Annotated in this window: 18 protein-coding genes; 10 read left to right on the top strand and 8 right to left on the bottom strand. The window is 36.2% G+C overall.

Annotation, left to right across the window (positions count from 1 at the left end; genetic code table 11):
- The first annotated feature begins 162 nt into the window (after window positions 1-162).
- The 6 genes from AMET_RS07680 to AMET_RS07655 all read left to right on the top strand — a co-directional run bounded on the left by AMET_RS07680 (window position 163) and on the right by AMET_RS07655 (window position 8801).
- On the top strand, window positions 163-1491 hold the full coding sequence (locus AMET_RS07680; RefSeq protein WP_012062778.1) for an efflux RND transporter periplasmic adaptor subunit: 1329 nt from the start codon (window positions 163-165) through the stop codon (window positions 1489-1491).
- Window positions 1484-2176 (top strand): ABC transporter ATP-binding protein, encoded by a 693-nt coding sequence (locus AMET_RS07675; protein WP_012062777.1) that lies wholly within the window; start codon window positions 1484-1486, stop codon window positions 2174-2176. The genes AMET_RS07680 and AMET_RS07675 overlap by 8 nt, the downstream gene beginning before the upstream one ends.
- The gene (locus AMET_RS07670; RefSeq protein ID WP_012062776.1) at window positions 2176-3387 is read left to right on the top strand and encodes an ABC transporter permease; all 1212 of its coding nucleotides are present in this window, start codon (window positions 2176-2178) and stop codon (window positions 3385-3387) included. Before AMET_RS07675 ends, AMET_RS07670 begins: the two co-directional genes overlap by 1 nt.
- 393 nt (window positions 3388-3780) lie before the next feature.
- Window positions 3781-5520, top strand: a complete 1740-nt coding sequence (locus AMET_RS07665) for an ABC-F family ATP-binding cassette domain-containing protein (RefSeq protein WP_012062775.1) — start codon at window positions 3781-3783, stop codon at window positions 5518-5520.
- A gap of 362 nt (window positions 5521-5882) precedes the next feature.
- Window positions 5883-6713 (top strand): MerR family transcriptional regulator, encoded by an 831-nt coding sequence (locus AMET_RS07660; protein ID WP_012062774.1) that lies wholly within the window; start codon window positions 5883-5885, stop codon window positions 6711-6713.
- A gap of 126 nt (window positions 6714-6839) precedes the next feature.
- Window positions 6840-8801 carry a flavocytochrome c gene (locus AMET_RS07655; protein WP_012062773.1) on the top strand — a complete coding sequence of 654 codons (1962 nt, stop codon included), beginning with the start codon at window positions 6840-6842 and terminating at the stop codon, window positions 8799-8801.
- 198 nt (window positions 8802-8999) lie between these two features.
- On the opposite strand, the gene AMET_RS07650 is transcribed toward AMET_RS07655, so the two are convergent.
- The 3 genes from AMET_RS07650 to AMET_RS07640 all read right to left on the bottom strand — a co-directional run bounded on the left by AMET_RS07650 (window position 9000) and on the right by AMET_RS07640 (window position 10028).
- On the bottom strand, window positions 9000-9206 hold the full coding sequence (locus AMET_RS07650; RefSeq protein ID WP_198135411.1) for a hypothetical protein: 207 nt from the start codon (window positions 9204-9206) through the stop codon (window positions 9000-9002).
- Between the two features lie 127 nt (window positions 9207-9333).
- Window positions 9334-9546, bottom strand: coding sequence for an amino acid permease (locus AMET_RS07645; protein WP_198135410.1), 213 nt, complete (start codon window positions 9544-9546; stop codon window positions 9334-9336).
- A 71-nt stretch (window positions 9547-9617) separates the two neighbouring features.
- Window positions 9618-10028 (bottom strand): DUF2000 domain-containing protein, encoded by a 411-nt coding sequence (locus AMET_RS07640; protein WP_012062772.1) that lies wholly within the window; start codon window positions 10026-10028, stop codon window positions 9618-9620.
- Window positions 10029-10183: 155 nt separating this feature from the next.
- Here AMET_RS07640 and pdxR point away from each other — a divergent pair, with 155 nt between their 5' ends.
- Window positions 10184-11581, top strand: a complete 1398-nt coding sequence (gene pdxR / locus AMET_RS07635; protein WP_012062771.1) for a MocR-like pyridoxine biosynthesis transcription factor PdxR — start codon at window positions 10184-10186, stop codon at window positions 11579-11581.
- Window positions 11582-11624: 43 nt separating this feature from the next.
- Window positions 11625-11834, top strand: coding sequence for a nitroreductase family protein (locus AMET_RS26205; RefSeq protein WP_041720497.1), 210 nt, complete (start codon window positions 11625-11627; stop codon window positions 11832-11834).
- 116 nt (window positions 11835-11950) lie between these two features.
- Here AMET_RS26205 and AMET_RS07625 read toward each other — a convergent pair whose 3' ends face one another.
- Window positions 11951-12754, bottom strand: coding sequence for an ABC transporter ATP-binding protein (locus AMET_RS07625; RefSeq protein ID WP_012062769.1), 804 nt, complete (start codon window positions 12752-12754; stop codon window positions 11951-11953).
- Window positions 12755-13044: 290 nt separating this feature from the next.
- A complete protein-coding gene (locus tag AMET_RS24225; protein WP_012062768.1) occupies window positions 13045-14952 on the bottom strand; it encodes a CPBP family glutamic-type intramembrane protease in 1908 nt (635 codons plus the stop codon).
- A gap of 888 nt (window positions 14953-15840) precedes the next feature.
- Here AMET_RS24225 and AMET_RS07615 point away from each other — a divergent pair.
- Window positions 15841-16332 carry a hypothetical protein gene (locus AMET_RS07615; protein ID WP_012062767.1) on the top strand — a complete coding sequence of 164 codons (492 nt, stop codon included), beginning with the start codon at window positions 15841-15843 and terminating at the stop codon, window positions 16330-16332.
- Between the two features lie 293 nt (window positions 16333-16625).
- On the opposite strand, the gene AMET_RS25660 is transcribed toward AMET_RS07615, so the two are convergent.
- Window positions 16626-16775: a hypothetical protein gene (locus AMET_RS25660; RefSeq protein ID WP_330368718.1), complete on the bottom strand. Its 150-nt coding sequence runs from the start codon at window positions 16773-16775 to the stop codon at window positions 16626-16628.
- A gap of 189 nt (window positions 16776-16964) precedes the next feature.
- Between AMET_RS25660 and AMET_RS07610 the strand changes: the two genes are divergently transcribed.
- Window positions 16965-17435, top strand: a complete 471-nt coding sequence (locus AMET_RS07610; protein ID WP_041720496.1) for a YbaK/EbsC family protein — start codon at window positions 16965-16967, stop codon at window positions 17433-17435.
- 101 nt (window positions 17436-17536) lie between these two features.
- Here AMET_RS07610 and AMET_RS25655 read toward each other — a convergent pair whose 3' ends face one another.
- A complete protein-coding gene (locus AMET_RS25655) occupies window positions 17537-17677 on the bottom strand; it encodes a hypothetical protein (RefSeq protein ID WP_157047193.1) in 141 nt (46 codons plus the stop codon).
- A gap of 356 nt (window positions 17678-18033) precedes the next feature.
- Window positions 18034-19344, bottom strand: a complete 1311-nt coding sequence (locus AMET_RS07605; protein WP_242661409.1) for an IS701 family transposase — start codon at window positions 19342-19344, stop codon at window positions 18034-18036.
- Between the last annotated feature and the right edge of the window lie 23 nt (window positions 19345-19367).

Here is a 19367-nt window from a genome sequence, read left to right as displayed (position 1 = left end):
AAGTAATTTAATGATGATTTTTTAATTTACTTAGTAAATTAATATCTAAGAATACTGGTTGATTTTTAAGGAATTATTAAGGATGTCGTTGTTGTTTTTTAATAATTATAATGTATAATATAAATGAAATTAATGAACTGATTATTTATAAGGGGGATCAACATGAAATTTTCAAGGAAAAAAAAGATTATTATAGGAGTTGTAGCTTTTGCTCTTATTTTAGGGGCGGTTAGTGTAAATGCTAAGCTTAAATCTACTGCTAACAGTGGGGTAGCTATAAATGTTTCCGATGTTGTTAAAAAAGACATAAAGTCTACTTTAAGTCTTAGGGCACCGCTTGAAGGAACCGAGAGTGTTGAAGTGGTGTCAAGGCTTCACTATGAAATACTTTCCATTGATGTTAAGGAAGGAGACAAAGTGGAAAAAGATCAGGTACTTGCTGTGCTTGATGCAGGCCATCTTGAAGAGGAAATTGAGAAACTTAAGGACAATGTTGAGCTTTTGCAGATTCAGAATACGGAAGGAAAAAGCAGCAAGGACACTTCGACGACCTTGGCAGAGCAAAGGCTTAAGGAGGAGCTGGAAGGCAGCCAAAGGAGCTACGAGTCTGCATTGGAAATGTATAGCATCGCTAAAAGTAGATACGAAAGTACAGCGGTATTATACGATTCAGGAATGGGAAGTAAGTGGGAGCTTACGGACAAGGAAAATGCTCTTAATGAGGCCAAAAGAAAGGTCGACGCCTTTAATGTGGTGGACGGGAAGGTCCAGGCCACTGATGCACAGTTATCAGAGATAAGGAATGCAAAAAAGTCTTCGAACAATGCTTCAGAGGTAAAAAGCATAGAAATAGCCAAGAAGGAACTTAAAAGAAAACAAAAAGAGCTTGATGACTGTAAGGTTAAAAGTTCTATACAAGGAACCATAACCAGGGTCAATGCAAAGGTGGGTCGTTTTGCTGACGAGATAGACGACAAAAATCCTATGTTTGTAATTGAAAATATCGACACCCTTAAAATGGTAGCAAATGTAAGTGAATATGATATAGGGAAGATGGAAATAGGACAAAAGGTTAAAATAAGCGCAGATATTTTAAATGGTGATGAAGTTGACGGCATTGTTTCACGGATAAGTCCTACAGGAGAGCAAAAACAGGGGTCAAACGAGAGAATAATTCCTGTTCAAATTGATGTGACTGGCGACACCAAGGGGCTTATTGCGGGAATTAACGCTTTGGCCAAGGTTGAAACCGCTATTGCTCAAAATGCACTGGTTATTCCCTTTGAGGCACTTATAGATAATGGGGACGATACATACAGCATTTTTGTTCTTAGAGAAGACAGAACCATTGAAAAATTAAATGTGTTGCTGGGAGTGGAGGATGTGTTGGAGGTTCAGGTCATATGCGACGAACTTAAAGAGGGAGATAAGGTTGTGCTGAACCCTCATGTCTCTATGACAGATGGAATGAGCGTGATTGTGAATGAGTAGTATAATAAGAATTGAAGATCTCAGCAAAGTATATGATACAGGCGCTGTTCAGGTTCATGCATTACGAGATGTGAGCCTTTCCATAGAAGAAGGAGATTTTGTTGCCATAATGGGTCAATCAGGCTCTGGAAAATCAACACTTATGAATATTCTTGGCTGTCTTGATAAGCCCACAAAGGGAGTTTATGAGCTGGATGGAATTAATATTTCTAAAAGGGAAAGCAGTGAGCTTTCTTCTATAAGAAACAAAAAAATAGGTTTTGTTTTCCAATCCTTTAACCTAATTCCCCGAACATCTTCCCTTAAAAACGTTGAACTGCCTATGATATATGCAAAGATAGGAAAGAAGGAAAGGCTGGAAAGATCCATAGAACTGCTGGAAAAGGTAGGCTTAGGAGAAAGACTTCATCATATGCCCAATGAAATTTCAGGAGGACAGAAGCAAAGGATAGCCATTGCAAGGGCTCTTGCCAATAAGCCAGCAATTATTTTAGCTGACGAGCCCACGGGAAATTTGGACACTTCTTCTTCTGAGGAAATTATGAATATTTTTACGGAGCTTAACAATGATGGAGCAACTGTAATCGTTGTTACCCACGAGGATAGCATCGCCGAATACACCAAAAGAATTATACGGTTTCGTGACGGGCAAATTATTGAGGACAGAAGGAGGGAGACTGAATAATGCTTATTTTTGAAAATATAAGTCTAGCCTTTTCTTCTATCAGAGTAAATAAAATGCGCTCCTTTCTTACAATGCTTGGAATGATTATAGGAATAAGCTCTGTTATTTCAATCGTTTCTCTAGGGGATACGATGAGAAGCGTCATTGCTGATGAATTTGAAAATATAGGTACAACTCTGGCCTATAGCTATATTATGTCTGAAAGCGACTATTATACTTCCAACGAGACCTACACTTATGAGGATATAGAGAATATAAAAGAGGCTTTTGGAGATCAGGTGGAATATATAAGCGCTGGATCGCAAGCTTCTGGAAAAATTCAAAACGGGAGAGTTATTAAGGATGCAACCCTTGGAGGATTGGCAGAAAACCCCGAGGTGTACAAGCAGTTGGATGTTATACACGGAAAGATGTTTTCCAATAATGATATTAAAAATTCAAGACCCTATATCATTATCGAAGATAAAACAGCCGAGGAAATCTTCGGAACAACAAACGCTGTAGGTAAAATTTTGAGAATTCAGGTTAACGAGAATCTTTTGGAGTTTACAGTTACGGGAATTTATAAAAACAATGATTCGGCCCTTATGAAACTTTTGGGTGGCAGTGAAACAAAAGCTGTAACCTATGTTCCTGAAACAGTTATAACAGAAAAAGATGACTTATTTTGGAGCATTGAGATAAGTTCTTCAAAAGAGATAAGCGTTGAGGAATTTAAAGCAAAGTTTATAAACTATGTGAGCAGGTCAAAGGGAATAAAGCCTGAAAATATAAGATACTATACCGCCGAGGAAGAAATGAAATCCATTGATGGTATGATGAGCACACTTTCCCTTGTTGTAGGAGCCATTGCAGCGATCTCCCTTGTGGTTGGAGGCATAGGGATTATGAATATTATGCTTGTTTCCGTTACCGAAAGAACGAGGGAAATCGGCATTAGAAAAGCACTTGGAGCAAGAATGGAGGATATTCTTCTTCAGTTTCTTGTGGAATCTGCCATAATTTCAGCAGCAGGGGGAATTATAGGTACGATACTTGGAACAAGTATTGTCGCAATAGGCAGCATGGCCTTTGGGATCAGTGCCATTGTTAAGCCCCAGGTGGTTATAACAGCTGTTGTTTTTTCTGCAATGGTAGGCATTTTTTTCGGACTTTACCCCGCAAGGAGGGCAGCAAAGGCTGACCCTATCGATGCACTTAGATACGAGTAAGATAGGTGCAAAATGAAGATTAAATAACAGACGGGGGGGGGACAGGGACTTGTCTGTTCCTCCTTTCTTTTCAACCATATTCTTGAAATATATTTTGACGATTAATTCCTCTTCCATTGTATGATAAATTCCTGCGTTACTCTTCTTCCGTGCCTACTTCGGCATATTTTACCACCTCAGCAAAATCATATCGTGTTCTTTCTATTGTTGTTTTACCGATGTCACGAAAAGCTTTATTATAAAATGATTGAAATTAGTTGTAAAAAGTGTTATGCTACCAACGGTAAACTAAACGAATGTCTTTACTACATAATAATAAATTGAATGGGAATATTATATAATAAAGAGTATATTCTTAAAGGCTCTTTTTTAATGATATAGAGAGGTAATAATATGATAAAAGTTGATAACTTATCCTACTCATTTCCGCAGAAGGATCTATATAATCAGATTTCATTTACATTAGACGATGGTCAACATTGTGCTTTTATCGGATCAAGTGGCAGTGGAAAAAGTACACTGGTAGATATCATTATGGATTCAGAAAGATATATGTTCGATGGAATATTAGAGATTGATCCAAATTGTAGAATTGGATATGTAAGTCAGTTCTCACAACTCGACAAAACAAACAAAACTACAGTTTTCGAATATATAGCAGAAGAATTTATTAAGTTACAACATGAGATCGCATCTATTTGTACTGAAATGGAAACATCTTCGAATATTGATACTTTACTAGAAAAGTACCAACAAGCTTTAGATGTATTTGATGCCATTGGTGGAGCTGATTTCGAAAGCAATATTAATAAGAAGCTACATCTAGCAAACCTAAACAAGCAGGAAAACCAAATGGTATCTGAACTTAGTGGTGGGGAATTTAAACTTATTCAGGTCATTAAGGAAATGCTTAAAAGTCCAGATTTAATTATTATGGATGAACCCGATGTGTTTTTAGACTTTGAAAACCTTAATGCTCTTAAAAATCTAATTAACTCATACAAAGGCACATTGTTAATTATTACACACAACAGATATCTATTGAATCATTGTTTTAATAAAATTATACACCTTGAAAACAAGGAGCTCCAGGAGTTTGATGGAAGATATATTGACTACAACCTCTCATTACTTCAAAGTAAAATTGAGACACAAGAGCTGGCTATTGCTGATACTGATGAAATTATGAGAAATAATATCTTAATCGATAAACTAAGATTTATAGCCACTAATAATTCTGAAGCTTCTAGAGGGAAAACACTAAAAGCTAGAGTTAAAGTTCAAGAAAGATTAGAAACGCGTAGAATTAAAGCGCCATTTGTAGATATTAAACAACCAGTTATCCATTTAGTTTCTGATCATGAAATCGAAGAAACCGTTGCTTTGAAAGTTACTGATTACAGTGTTGCCTTTGATGATATACTTCTAGAAAATATTAACTTTGAGATTAAATCTACTGATAAAGTAGTCCTTATTGGTTCAAATGGTACCGGTAAAACGACTTTACTCCGAGAAATCTTTAAAAACGATCACCCTTCTATTGAAATAAATAAAGACATTGATGTAGCTTATTTATCTCAACTTCAAAATGAGCTACTAAATGAGTCTCATACTATACTTGAAGAGTTCTTCGATGCAGGGTTCAAAACTTATGAAGAGATTAAATCATATATCTCAAACTATGGTTTTGGCAAAGAAGTCATTAATCAAAAAATAGGATCTTTATCTGGCGGAGAAAAAAACACACTTCAATTGGCGAAGTTTTCTGTTGGTAAAGCAAACATGTTACTTCTTGATGAGCCGACAAGTCATTTAGACACCTATTCACAAATAGCACTGGAAAAAGCTATAAAAAATTATAAAGGTGCGATTCTAATGGTTTCTCATGATTTCTATTTTATCGTAAACTGTATGGATTTTGTTTTACTCATTGAAGATAAGGCGATTAGAAAAATCAGTATGCCGAAATTTAGAAAGATGATTTATGCAAATCATTTTGATAGAGACTATTTAGAAATTGAACAAAAGAAAAAATCACTTGAAACGAATATTGAATTGGCTTTACAAGATACTAATTTTGAACTTGCAAAAGTTTTGTCTGAAGAGTTAGAAAAACTGATTAAGTCACTTTAAATTGTGTATTTTTAACAGCAATAAGTTATAGTCCCCTTTAAGTTTACAGATTTAGGCATAAAAATCTGAATGCATGAGGGGATATTTTATGTTCATAAAGAATAATGATATTTTGAATACCATAAAGAAACATCATCGCCTTTGATGTTTCTCTTAGTATATCTTCAATTCTCTTTTTAATTCTTTCATCTCATACCCCCTTCTTGCTTTTCCTGCTTAGGTTTGACTTAGTTTATCGCATTTTATATAATCGATGTTATGAAATAGATGGTTAGGGAAAGAAGAAATCACTTATGTCATAAGTAAGGGTCTTTAAAATAGAGTCTTACTCTTATAACTACAATCAGAAGGCTGGTGAAAATATGATATTCCGCATTGGTGGCGTAAAAAAAATTCTTGGTGTTTGTGCAGAAACCTTGCGCTTTTTTGATAAAAAAGGAGTTGTGGTTCCTAAGCGAGATGTGGAAAACAATTACCGTTACTACGATGGTCGAGATGTAAACCGTATTGTAGCGTACATATTTTTTCGGTCCCTTGACTTTTCTATGGAAGACTCCATCAACCTCATCCAACGCTTATCTAACAAAGAGGCTAAACTCAAAATGGAACAACAGGAGGAACAAGTGGCAGAAAAAATCATAAAGTATCAATTGATTTTAGAACGCTTAGCATTCCAAAAAAATTTATATCACCGGGCTGATATCATGGTGGACCAATATTTAGTAGAGGAACTTCCCGGCTATATGTTTTATTCCAATCAAAATAACAGAATTTTTGATTCAGATGAAGTGGAAAAAGAGCATACACAAACCTGGGTTAATGCCATGCCCCAATCTATGGTAGCTTTCCACATTCCTCAGCAGCAGATACAAACAGCAGGTCTTATTCACTGGGGATATGCCCTGCAAACAGATGACCATCAAAGGGATCTACATTCTAACTTGATTACCAATCTACCCTATACAGTTAAACACCCTAAACAAACAACGGTGTTTACTGTTTTAAAATCGGTCAATGAAGATCTAAAGGTCAAAGCTCGCTTTGACCCTCTTTTGCAATATATTGAGAATCGTCATATGACAGTGGCGGGAGATGTCTTTGGCACCATCATCAACCAAAGTAGCCAGGACAGTACTGTCACATATTTTGCCGTCTGGGTACCAGTAAAACCAAAGACGGATAAGAATGACTAGCATTCCCATTCATGAATTGATAACCTCATACTCTTGACCTTGTATATACTATAGGGTTTATAATAAGTTACATTGGTTTGTTATTTAACAAACTAATGTAACTTATTATTCAAAAGGAGGAATTTCATGAAAAAATCTGTATCTAAATCAATTCTTTGCCTTACTCTCTGCCTGCTAATGGTGCTCATCACCGCCTGCAGCAGTGGTCCCACAACTACTTCCGGTGAAGTACTTTACCAGGCTGGTACCTATACGGCCTCCGCCATGGGGAATTACGGTGACGTAACAGTATCCGTTACCTTTAGTGACACAGCCATTACCCAGGTGGAAATTGATGAGCATATAGAAACACCCACTATTGCTGAACCAGTATTCACAAGCCTTTCCCAGAAGATTGTTAATGACCAAACACTAGCCATTGACACGATTTCTGGAGCCACCAACACCAGTAATGCAGTACTGGCAGCTGTGGAAGACTGTGTCACACAGGCTGGAGGAGATGTGGAAGCCCTAAAGATTAAGAAAGTTAAGCAAAGTAGTTCAGAAACCATTGAAAAAACCACAGATGTTGTAGTGGTTGGGGGTGGTGGTGCTGGTTTGGCAGCAGCAGCATCTGCAGCAGAAAATGGTGCCTCTGTTATTCTTATCGAAAAAGCAACCGCTTTGGGGGGGAACACCCTTCGTTCTGGAGGTGTATACAACTCAGCTGATCCAAATCGCCAGGCTGCTGTAGAAATGACTCCAATACTTTTAGAACAATTAAAAGATATTCTTGATGAAGATGAAGCTGATTATGGAGAATTTGCTCCCATCCTAGTTATTTTAAAAGAACAAATTAATGAGTATCTAGCATCAGGAGATACAACTAAACTTTTTGATTCACCTGAACTCCATGCTATACATACCTATACAGGTGGTAAACGCCAAGCTCTAGACGGCACAGAGATCACTGGTAAAGTAGCTTTAGTTGAAGTCTTTGCAGCTAATGCTTTATCTGCAATTGAGTGGTTGGAAGGTTTAGGACTGGAATGGACCGATAATATTTCCACCGTACTAGGCGCTTTATGGCCAAGAACCCATAGTAATACGCAACCCATTGGAAGCGGATATATTAATACCCTAGCAGAAGCTGCAAAGGATCTGGGGGTTGAGATTATGACCGACACCAAAGGTATAGAACTGATTGTCGAAAATGACCGTGTAATTGGTATTCATGCTGAAAAATCAGATGGTACCACTGTCATTTTAAAGGCCAACAATGGAGTGGTCATGGCTACTGGCGGTTACGGAGCCAATCCAGAAATGAGAGCAAGCTATAACACCTATTGGCCAGAAATGCCTTTATCTATGCCCACTACCAATACCAATGACGCTACTGGTGACGGGATCATCATGGGTGAAGGAGTAGATGCTGGCCTAGAAGGAATGGGTTTTGTTCAACTGATGCCTAGCTCTCATCCCGAAACAGGAGCCCTTTCTGGCGGTGTATGGGGTAGTGCCGAGGCTCAGGTTTTTGTGAATAAGGAAGGTAAACGATTCGTTAACGAATACTCAGGTCGTGACGTTCTTGCATCTGCTGCATTAGTACAAGAGGACGCTCTCTTTTACATCATTGGTGACCAAATCACCTCAGGAGACCCACAGTTGGGTGGTACCAATATATGGGGAGATAGTATCGACACCCTCATTGAAACAAAAAGTATCTACAAAGCTGATACATTAGAGGACTTAGCACTACAATTAGAAATGGATCCAGCAGTACTAGTTGCAGAGATAGAAAAATACAACGACTATATTGAAAAACAAGATGACCCAGAATTTGGTAAGAAGAGTTTTGGACCTAAAGTAGGAGTAGCTCCATTTTACGCCACCCCTAGGTCTCCTTCCGTCCATCATACTATGGGAGGGTTGTCCATTGATGAGCACACCCGAGTACTGGACAAATCTGGGAATATCATCCCAGGATTTTATGCAGCAGGAGAGGTTACTGGCGGTCTCCATGCTGGCAACCGACTAGGGGGTAATGCCATAACTGATATCATCGTTTTTGGCCGTATCGCTGGTGCCAGTGCCGCAGCAAAAAACTAAATTAATAGGTTTATTATTTCCTTTAAAGCCCCCAGTACGATATGCGTACTGGGGGCTTTATTTGTGCAAAACTATAGGAAGTTATAGGACTAACATATTTATTTTGTGATAATATCCTTATTCTTAGCTAGCTTTGTTAAAGAAACCTTTATGCGATTAAAACACCTCAATAGCAGCTTCATCCTCCTTAAAAGAGCCCTACACAATGCGGATATAACCCTCTCCATAGCAACCATAATGACTACCTTCATTAACAGCAACATCAGCCTCTCTCAAAAGATATGATACTATCTCATGAGAAGAACCCAACTTTGATAGAGTCACTAGAACATTCCTGTCTTGATGAAGCTGTAGACCTGTTCTTTCCTTTATCCTTTCAGTTATAGCTAAACGTAGATCATCCATACCAATTGATCTGGTATAGTGAGTTACAGATCCATCCTCAAGGCTAGCAATCATAGCACTCTTTACTGATTGAGAAATTGATCCATCTGGACAAAATGGATCGGCTGAGGCTGACCCATAGTTTCTTTTAGATATTCATAAGCTCCTTCAGCACGAGGATAACGTGAGGTAATTCAGCATAGCACGATCCTAGTAACATAGCTAAAGTAGCAGCTAAGAAAAAACAAACTATAACTGCTGGTCCTGCTTTGCTTGCTGCTACTCCACTAAGAACAAATATACCCGCCCCTACCATGGCTCCTATTCCAAGAAATGTAGCCTCCTTCCAACCTGAAACCATATCTATTTCATAGTATCCTTTCCGTCAATAATATCTTACAAAAAGCAAATAGTTAAAAAACACATTCCTTATCAACGTAATAAAGGAAGGTTACCGGTCAATTTATTAATTTTCTTTTTATCCCCATAAACAGCAATCCCTAAATATTTAAGTTCATTTGTTGTATACTGTGCTATTTTATGAGTGTAGTCGTCATAGTTTTTAGTCGTTTGAGCAGCATTAGAAAAATCAACAAGATATAAATCAGGATATTCAGAACCAATTATATTTCTTAATTCCTTTATATTTACTTCCTTACTTTTTAGAATTGGAAATGGAATGGTGGTAATACCTTCATGGATGTTACCATCTCCGTCAATTACATTAGGACCGATAATATCTTTAATTCTATTTCCTAATGTTAAAGCAAGTACAGCCGCTGTATTCGCTATTAGACCTGTAGGTAATTCAGAATCAATTACAATAACACATTTCTTTTCCATAATTTTAATCCTCCTCAAATTTACTTTCTCATCATGATGAAATCTTATAATTTAACAGCCGTTGTTTTACTTATTTAGGTTATCATGGTAAAATGGTTTTCAAAAGAACCAATTTCGCCTTATTTTTTAAGTACCAATTTTCAGGAGGAGAGGCTATGCTTTGGATTTCAATCGATAGAACTTTAAATATATCCCTTAAAAAACAAGTATATGAACAGATCCGCAAACTAATTTTACATGGAGAACTCGAAGCAGGTAAAAGACTTCCAGCCACTCGTCAATTGGCTTCACAATTGGGAATTTCACGAAATGTCGTCATCGAGGCATATGAACAGCTATTTGCTGAAGGGTTTATCGAAGGCCAACAAGGCTCAGGTACTTTTGTAGCCCAAGGTGCCTTTTTAGCCCAGGGAGTCAAAGAAGAGAACCTATTATTGTTTGATTTACAAGAAGAAAATGAAGGAGAAAAAGATGTTATTGATTTTCGTTCTGGAATTCCTGCCTTAGACTTATTTCCAAGAAAAGACTGGGGGAGATTGACAAAAGAGGTGTGTATGGAAGCTCCTAAATCGGCCTTCGGATATGATCATCCAGAAGGACGTTTTGAATTGAGGCATGTTCTTGCAGGCTATCTAAGACGAACAAGAGGGGTGGTTTTTCATCCCAACCAGCTTGTGATTACATCTGGAGCAACCCAAGCTCTTTCGCTTATCACACAGCTTTTATTATCACCCCAGGATAGAGTCATTATTGAGGATCCTATAACCCATGAAATTCAAACAATATTCACATCAACAGGAGCAGTGCTGAATCCTATACCAGTTGATGAACACGGTTTAAGGACAGATCTTATTCCTTCTAATAAAAAGCCAAGCTTTGTTTTTGTAACGCCATCACATCAATTCCCTCTAGGAGGTATATTACCTATTCAACGTCGCATTCAACTGATTGAATTTGCTAGATCAGCTAATTGTTATATTGTTGAAGATGATTATGATAGTGAGTTTCGTTATGATGGTGAACCTATTAGTTCTTTGCAAGGACTAGATCCAGATAAGGTTATTTATATTGGCACCTTTAGCAAAATTCTATCCCCTGCTTTACGACTGGGATATGTGATACTCCCTCCTTCTTTAACCGAACAATGTAAAAATATTAAGTGGTTTCATGATCTCCATACGCCGTCACTAAATCAAATGGTACTTGGTCGTTTTATTGAGACAGGATATCTAGAACACCATATCAGTAAAATGAGGAAAATATATAAAAAGCGACGTGAGGTATTAAGAAACTGTTTAATTAATCAATTTGGCCAATCGGTTAAAATAACGGGAGATTCTACAGGTTTACATCTTATTGCAGAATTTGCTAATATAGAATTTACTCCTAGGATAATAGAACAAATTAATAAACAAAAAGTAAAGGTTTATCCTGTGGGGCTCCATACTATTCAAAAAAAGAGGCATCTTAATAAAATTATCCTAGGTTATGGAAACCTAAAAGAAGAAGAAATTACAGAAGGGATCTGCAGATTAAAATGTGTTTTAAACTAAAGCTTAATTATATTTTGGAGGATGCATATGAAAATAATCAAAGTTGATTGGTGCTGAGGTACAAACGATGATTTTGGCTGCACAAGGCTTGGGATTAGGCACTCTTTGGATTTGTGATGTTTTTTATTCAAATAACGAAATATATTCATGGTTAAATCCAAAGGATAAACAACCTATGTCTTCTCAATCAAGACGCCATACTCCACATGATGATATTATTGCAACATATCGACACCTAGAACCCTATTACTAAAAGCATCATTAAATTCGATAGCTGAGTACACTGACGAAATCATATAACTCCGCGATTTAATATATCTTTTCATTTCCAATAAAGTATATACTTTTAATCAATTGACAATTTCTAATTTATGATAATTTCCAGTTTGCACTTTGTGACTGTAGGGTAATCATATTAGCATATTCACCTGGATGGCTTATAAGCTCCTTGTGAGTTCCAATCTGATGAACTTTGCCTTCTTTTAGCAAAACTATCTTATCAGCATTAGCAATCGTTCTCATTCGATGAGCTACAACAATTACGGTTTTATTCTTCGTTAATCGGCTGATAGCCTGCTGTACAACTGTTTCATTCTGAATGTCTAAAGATGAAGTCGCTTCATCCAGTAGAACAATCGGTGCATTTTTTAATAAAGCTCTTACTATAGATAATCGCTGTCTCTCTCCACCAGAAAGATAAGATCCATTCTCACCAATTAAAGTATTATAACCATTTGACATTTCCATAATAAAGTCATGGCATTTTGCGGCTTTAGCTGCAAAAAAAACTTCTTCGTCTGTAGCATCTTTTTTCCCTATGCGAATATTCTCTAAAACTGTATTATTAAAAAGGGTCACGTCTTGGAAAACAATAGATACCTCTTTTAACAACGTCTCAGGATCAATTTTGGAGATATCCTCTCCTCCTATGGTGATTTTTCCGCTGTCAATGTCCCCAAAACGGGCCGCTACCTTAAGAGCCGTGGATTTTCCACCGCCTGATGGGCCTACTAAGGCAGTTACTTCACCCTGCTTGGCAACGAAGGATACACCATTTAGTACTGATTCATTGTGATTGTAAGAAAAATTCACATCTTGGAACACTATGTCAAATCCCTGATTTAACATATTTTCCTTGCCTTGTTGAATTTTTGTGTTTTCCAACTCTTTCATACGCTCTACACTCAAAAGAGAAATAAAAACTGCTGATTTGTGTAAATACTTTTCCCTATCTTCTTCATCTTCAAATATTATTTGCTTTATCTTCTAAGCCTTTTTCGGTCATAGCGTAAAACATCTTTACTTTCAAAATATTGATCCTCCTTATAAGTATCCGAAATAATTCTCATAAACTCTGATAAAAATTCTTCCAAATTTATAATGCCTAAAAATCTTTTATCGGGTCTAGAGCTGTTCTAATTACACACAGTAGTTGACAGCTAATTGCTAATAGATCTAATCGTTTATTGATCTGTAGAACCATAACGTTGAGCAATCTCATAAAAAGCTTGTTTCCGTTGCCAGTGCCCCTCATCAGCCGATTTACCAGATTCCAATGGATAAGGCTTAACGATTCCGAAACTTGCCATATCTAAATCATAAAGAGGCTCTTCAGAATATGGTGCATCTCCTTCTATAAACATACAGACAAATGCACCATATAGTCCTTCTTCTTCGTATAGATTGATGAGACTGCCAATATAATCTGCCTGTACCTGTTCATTCCTCGTATATATGGCATCAAGTTTTCTATGATTAATATCCTTCCAATCTTGAATATCGGCCCCAGAGCCTCCTTTGAACGCTGCCCCTTCATATGCACAACAGCCAAATTCAGTGATAACAATAGGCTTGTCATATTTATTAAATCTCCGTAAACCAGTGATATAATTGGCGTGATTTGTGGAATCAAGATAATAATTTAATCCGATCATGTCGAATTGACTCCAATCTACATCTTCCCATGTACCAGCTCCATAGGAGATAGGTCCATTAAAATGGGGGCGAGCAACAGCCACAGCTTTTCTCAATAGTTTATTTAGTCTCCAATTAAATAAGGGAAGAAGGGGTGCTAGGAAACCGAGAATTTTTGCTCGTTGCGAGAAGTCTCGTCCTGGAATACTTCCGGCAGTGAAAAAGCTAAACTCACATCCGACGTTTAAGCCTATGTTTTGATATTTCTGTCTCAACTTTTCTGCTGCTTTGGACACCTCATTTAAATTGGATATCATTTCTGTTTGTTGCGAATTCATCAAACGAGGCTGCAACCATACATACAGGCCACTCTTCAAGGCTTCCTCTGCACATTCCACTAAACGCTTAAGATCGTTGCCAAAGATTATAATTGAGTTGCAATTTAATTCATCTCGGATCACTTGGATCTCGCGGCGCATAACTTCTGGGTACCAAGTTGGGCGAGAACTCTGCCCAGGAACATAGCTTGTCCCTACGTCATAGGAAATTCCCTTCTGTGTTAAGCCTTTATCATTGTTTATCTTCTTTGTCCCATGGTGGGAACTGACTTGTTTTAGCAACTCTCCATTTAATAGTTGATTACTTTTCTGTCTGGATAACCGAGAAATGACAAAATAGGTTGCAAAAAGCGGTAGAATTTCAATGCCAGTATTCAAAAATCCGGCCATGCTACCAATCATCTCATATCCCATGTACCCTAAAAGACTGAAAGCAGTACTAATTGCTAATCTCAATCCTATGCCTGCCCATACATTTCCAGTCATGTTTCTTAACAGTCCAAGGAACACCCCATAAATAAAAAGGGCACCTACACCGTTAAAGTATCCGTTGACAATCTGCCCCCATAGAGTAAATAGCCCTGCTTGCAAGAGGATAGATGGCCAAACAGGCAATGACTCAGAAAGACTCTTCTGGATATAACCTCTAAAAATGAGTTCTTCTGGAAGAATGTAAGCACCTATGACCAGTGGTACAAAGATTACTGTATGAGTTACTAGTTGAATTACGGGTATATCAGCTAAAAAAATACTCCACCCAAGAACCCTAGAGATAATAATCATAACACTGGCTGGGATAAACCATGCCATAGCCCCCTGTATCAAGAAACGCCATTCTATCTCAGAAAAACTGTTATCTTTCCAATTCCGGTATTTAAAATGCCTTTCTACAAACAGTAAGAAAGGTAAAATTAACAGTGTGGCAAGCCCCCCTCTAACAGCAAACATTAATCGCCAATCATCTCCTTGGGTCAAAACAGCTTCTCCCAGGTCAATCACCAACCCTAATAATATCGTAGCAATAAATACAAAAACAATTCCAAAGGAGAAATGTTGTGATAGAGTATCCGATTTTTTTGTATTGGCGATTTGTCTCTTCTTATTTTTATCATCCGTCACTTTTTATCACCTCATAATATTTTATAGATGCACTTTCTGTGGCTTTAGCTTTATTCTATCAAGTTTAGTAGAATAGGAGTAGTTACAAATGTAACTACCTCAACTTTCCCACCTTAAATCAACAAACAAAGCCTGGATATAGCTGGCTTGCTGGTTTAAAGCACGTATATAGAGCACGGGGACGGGGTTGTTGCTTTGGTTCTATGTAACATATTATAATTTCCTAATAATATTCGCCGAGACTCCAGTAACTCTTGCCAGCTGCCTTGTTGATATTCCTTCTATCTCTAAGGCTTTCCTTAACATCATTTTCTTCCTTTCTTTTGATTTATTTTGTAACGTCCATACTTCTACCTTAAATTGATTTTGTATTGTCTACCTTAATTCATCATCGGATATATTCTTCTTTTTTCTCGATTTCTAAGCACTCATCATTATTATTCTCTTAGTTAAATTTAATCAATAATTCAATAGTTAAATCATTGTCTTTACCAAGTATTTTAAGTACATATTCCTTATCTATTATTTATTAAAGCTTGTAATAACTTTTCTCTATCTTCATCATCTTACTAGAATTTCTTCGCAAAGCAACAACCCCGTCCCTGCGCTTCTCATGAAGGATTTTGCTTTTTTTGAGCAAGTCTGATATATTAATCTTACAAATATTTGCATCGTTTTTCAGTGGTCTCGAAACGTCACTATGTCTTTGCCCATGTCTTTTAAAAATTTTATAATCATGTCAATATCCTTTCTTTACTAAAGCCAATCGCAATAGTTTGTTATTTAACAAACTATTTAGCTGGAATTTTCTTTTGAATAAAGGTATACTATATAAAAGAGCACAATATATAAAAGGCTTGAATATTTATAGTAACAGGGGTAACTGTAATGACTTTTCATTTCATTACCTCTAATTGGGTATTGAATGAAAATAAAGTAATGATTACTAACAAAATTTCAAGGGTGGGGGATCGTAATATGTTGAAGAAAACAGCTGTCTTTTCAAGTGAAAAAAATAACAAGGTAGGCTCCAACAAAAAAACAATTCACTTTATATTGGAAAGTAAAGAAACAGGAGATATTTGGACTGAATCTAGAGATTTTAATGAAATGCAGTCAAAATACAATCCTATTGGATGGACTTATTCAGACATTACGGGTACAAATGGATGTGTCCTATTAGAAACCATATCCAAATCAGAGTTCCAGTCCGTACTCAAAATGCTTAATCCTGTTCCACTAGGGTTTAAAGTAAAAGAAAATTTAAAAAGGTCCTTAGAAAAAATTGCAGAATCTAAAGGGATAGGCCTAATTGATGTGACAACAGAGGCCATTCAGGAATATATCAATAATAATAAAAATTTAATTGACCAAGAGTAATCCATTTTTTGAATCACACAGTTATTTCTTAACTAATCAACAGATTTTTTAACCTTAACCTAACTAAGCTTATCCTTATCAAAAAAACACCTCTAAAAGGTGTTTTTTTGATAATTTTAAAAAGATATCCATTGTTAATAGGAAGCACGGGGTTATTGCTTTGGTTCTGTGTAACATATTATAATTTTCAAATACTATTCGTCGATACCCCAGTAACTCTTGCCAGCTGCCTTGTTGATACGCCTTCTATCTCTAAGGCTTTCTTTAACATCATTTCCTTCTTTTCTTTTGATTCATTTTTGTAACGTCCATGCTTCTACCTTAAATTGTTTTTTTATTATCTGTCTTAATTCATCATCCCCAAATATGCTCTGTCGGTTTATTCCCCTCAACATTATATGATATATTCTAGTTTCACTCTTCTTTCTAGCTGTTCTTGGCATAATTATCACCTCAAGCTCATCTTACTATGATTTGCTTCGCAAAGCAACACCCCCGTCCCTGCGCTTCTCTAACTGTATCTACTATTATTTGGTTTATTGAAATATCTTTTAAGTTTTAAAGGACTTAAATGCTCTATTATAGAATAACAAAGAATAGATTATTTATATTTATTTTGAGAAGATGGAGGAATGATAATGGAAAAAGTAAAAGAATATTTCAAACAATGGAACATGGAAGATAGAATACTTGAATTTGATGTTTCAAGTGCAACTGTTGAATTAGCAGCAGAGGCAGTGGGTTGTGAGCCTAAAAGGATAGCAAAAACACTATCCTTTATGGTAGGCGATAAAGCTATTCTAATTGTAGTTGCAGGTGATGCCAGAATCGATAATCCAAAGTACAAAGCACAATTTTCAACAAAAGCAAAGATGCTTACGCCAGACCAAGTAATTGATTTAGTAGGACATGCTGTTGGTGGTGTATGTCCTTTTAATATTAATTCCGATGTGACTGTTTATCTTGATGACTCCCTTAAACGATTTACAACAGTGTTCCCAGCTTGTGGAAGTAGTAATAGTGCCATTGAATTGAAAATTGAAGAACTTGAAAAATATTCAGATTATTCTTCATGGGTTGATGTTTGTAAAGTAAAGATATAAGGACAGGGACAATGGGACAGGCTTTTTGTCCCATTCAACTTCTTTGAATTACGCTCTTCGCTATTCCCGTTATCCTGCTAGTTGCCTAACCAGGACGTTTTTTATCTTTTAACCTTTCCTATAACTTCATCACGTTGTTCTTTTTCAAGTCTTAGTAATGCACTCATATTATTAATACCTAATTCATGAAAGCAATCTATTGCTACCTTGTCTGATGTATTTGTTTTTTCATGGTTACCCATCAGACAATAACCATATAGTTCAAAATACTTATTCCTTTGTAATATCTAATTGTTTTAAGGATCTTTTCTCTATTCTCAAATATATGCTGTTTATTAGTTCCTCTTAGCATTATATGTTATATTCCAGAACTACTTTTTTCACGAGCTTGTCTTGGCATAATTAATCACCTCAAACATATTTTACAATTTGATGTGATCTGGGACAAGTGTCCTGTCCTTTAATACCCTGTAAGCACTCATCATTATTATTCTCTTTGTTAAATTTAATAAATAATTCAATAGCTATATCATTGTCTTTAGCAAATATTTTAAGTACATATTCCTTATCTATTATTTACACCAGTTTACAAGTTTGATTAAGCTACCCAATCCTTATTGAGGAAGCCCTGAACAGATTCTTTAATTGTAGAATAAATTTTAGCACTTTCGAAGCTCAATACGAAACTGTCAAATATTAATTCTTTTGTAATTTGAACGCCTACAGCTCTTTTGATCAATTGTGGACTTTTGAATTGATACTTTTCGTATCTCTTGTCCATGAAGGGTAACAAACACGCAAAAGTATATGCTACAAACAATAGATTAACATATCTTTCGATTGCGGCCTTGTTTCTCACCATATAGTTACCGAAGGACCAAAAAAATTTGTGCTGGTAAAACATCACTTCGATGTTCCATCTCATTCGATAAGTAGTCAGTGTTTTACTGGTACATTCATCTTTATTTTGATCATTCAATGCTCCTTTGGTATTTAGGGCGGTATTTATAGTTTTAATTTCATCAGGATTGATGCTGCTAATAAAAACTCTTATGGATGAGAATGGTTTAATATCTGTAGTGGTTACTGTAACGTAAATAGGTTTTTCAAATAAATTAGCCATTACTTTTTTCTCAGCAACATAGTATTCACCTATCTTAGTATAGGAAAATTCTCTAGTATTTAGTTTTCTACCTTTTTTCCTAGGTCTCCCTCTTTTCCCCGTAGGGGTTGGAGGAAGATCATATATGGCAGTATCATGACGTACTGCCCCTATGATTTCTAGATTATCAAATTCTTTTACAGTATCTAGGATAGATCCTTTACTATACCAGCTATCACACAATAAAATTACTTGAAACATCTCAAGTTGAGGCATGATACATTTAATTATTTGTGATGCCATTTCAAGTTTGTTCTGCTCCTTTGAATACAGGCGATAGCCTATTGGTATACTTAAGTACTTCGCTTTATCTTGGTAATATAAAGGAATATTCAACACCACAGATACAAAGCAATGACCATTAAGATATTTGGTTCCATTCTTTTTTGTATGGTCAAAATGTTTAACATAACAATCAAATTTAGCACCGTATTTTGCTTGAAGAGTATCATCAATTGTTATAAATAAGGTGTTCTGTCTTAATTTTTCTGGTATCAAGGATAAAGCGATAGAAACTGTGATAGTGGTTAGGGCTTCTATTGGAAATTTTGAATAGGATAAAAAGTAATATATTGAATTCAGCACCTTATCGGTGTGTTTCTTGATGAAACTATCATAAACAAATTGTATAGATCTTACTTCTTCTGTGCAGAGGATTCCCATAATGAGCCAGTAGAAAATATCAAAGCTCCGCTTCTTGAAAACTGATCTATACTGCATTAAATATTGGTGTAATGTTTGTTTCATTGAATTACTGGAAATACTAATCA

It is taken from the genome of Alkaliphilus metalliredigens QYMF, from assembly GCF_000016985.1.
In the GTDB taxonomy this organism is placed as follows: Bacteria; Bacillota; Clostridia; order Peptostreptococcales; family Natronincolaceae; genus Alkaliphilus_A; species Alkaliphilus_A metalliredigens.
This window is presented reverse-complemented; position numbering and strand designations above follow the sequence as displayed.

Coding starts and splice junctions, on each gene's coding strand:
- AMET_RS07680 (WP_012062778.1), top strand. CDS start 163: ATGAAATTTTCAAGGAAAAAAAAGATTATTATAGGAGTTGTAGCTTTT.
- AMET_RS07675 (WP_012062777.1), top strand. CDS start 1,484: ATGAGTAGTATAATAAGAATTGAAGATCTCAGCAAAGTATATGATACA.
- AMET_RS07670 (WP_012062776.1), top strand. CDS start 2,176: ATGCTTATTTTTGAAAATATAAGTCTAGCCTTTTCTTCTATCAGAGTA.
- AMET_RS07665 (WP_012062775.1), top strand. CDS start 3,781: ATGATAAAAGTTGATAACTTATCCTACTCATTTCCGCAGAAGGATCTA.
- AMET_RS07660 (WP_012062774.1), top strand. CDS start 5,883: ATGATATTCCGCATTGGTGGCGTAAAAAAAATTCTTGGTGTTTGTGCA.
- AMET_RS07655 (WP_012062773.1), top strand. CDS start 6,840: ATGAAAAAATCTGTATCTAAATCAATTCTTTGCCTTACTCTCTGCCTG.
- AMET_RS07650 (WP_198135411.1), bottom strand. CDS start 9,206: ATGGATGATCTACGTTTAGCTATAACTGAAAGGATAAAGGAAAGAACA.
- AMET_RS07645 (WP_198135410.1), bottom strand. CDS start 9,546: ATGGTTTCAGGTTGGAAGGAGGCTACATTTCTTGGAATAGGAGCCATG.
- AMET_RS07640 (WP_012062772.1), bottom strand. CDS start 10,028: ATGGAAAAGAAATGTGTTATTGTAATTGATTCTGAATTACCTACAGGT.
- pdxR (WP_012062771.1), top strand. CDS start 10,184: ATGCTTTGGATTTCAATCGATAGAACTTTAAATATATCCCTTAAAAAA.
- AMET_RS07625 (WP_012062769.1), bottom strand. CDS start 12,754: ATGAAAGAGTTGGAAAACACAAAAATTCAACAAGGCAAGGAAAATATG.
- AMET_RS07615 (WP_012062767.1), top strand. CDS start 15,841: ATGACTTTTCATTTCATTACCTCTAATTGGGTATTGAATGAAAATAAA.
- AMET_RS25660 (WP_330368718.1), bottom strand. CDS start 16,775: ATGCCAAGAACAGCTAGAAAGAAGAGTGAAACTAGAATATATCATATA.
- AMET_RS07610 (WP_041720496.1), top strand. CDS start 16,965: ATGATAATGGAAAAAGTAAAAGAATATTTCAAACAATGGAACATGGAA.
- AMET_RS25655 (WP_157047193.1), bottom strand. CDS start 17,677: ATGGGTAACCATGAAAAAACAAATACATCAGACAAGGTAGCAATAGAT.
- AMET_RS07605 (WP_242661409.1), bottom strand. CDS start 19,344: ATGAAACAAACATTACACCAATATTTAATGCAGTATAGATCAGTTTTC.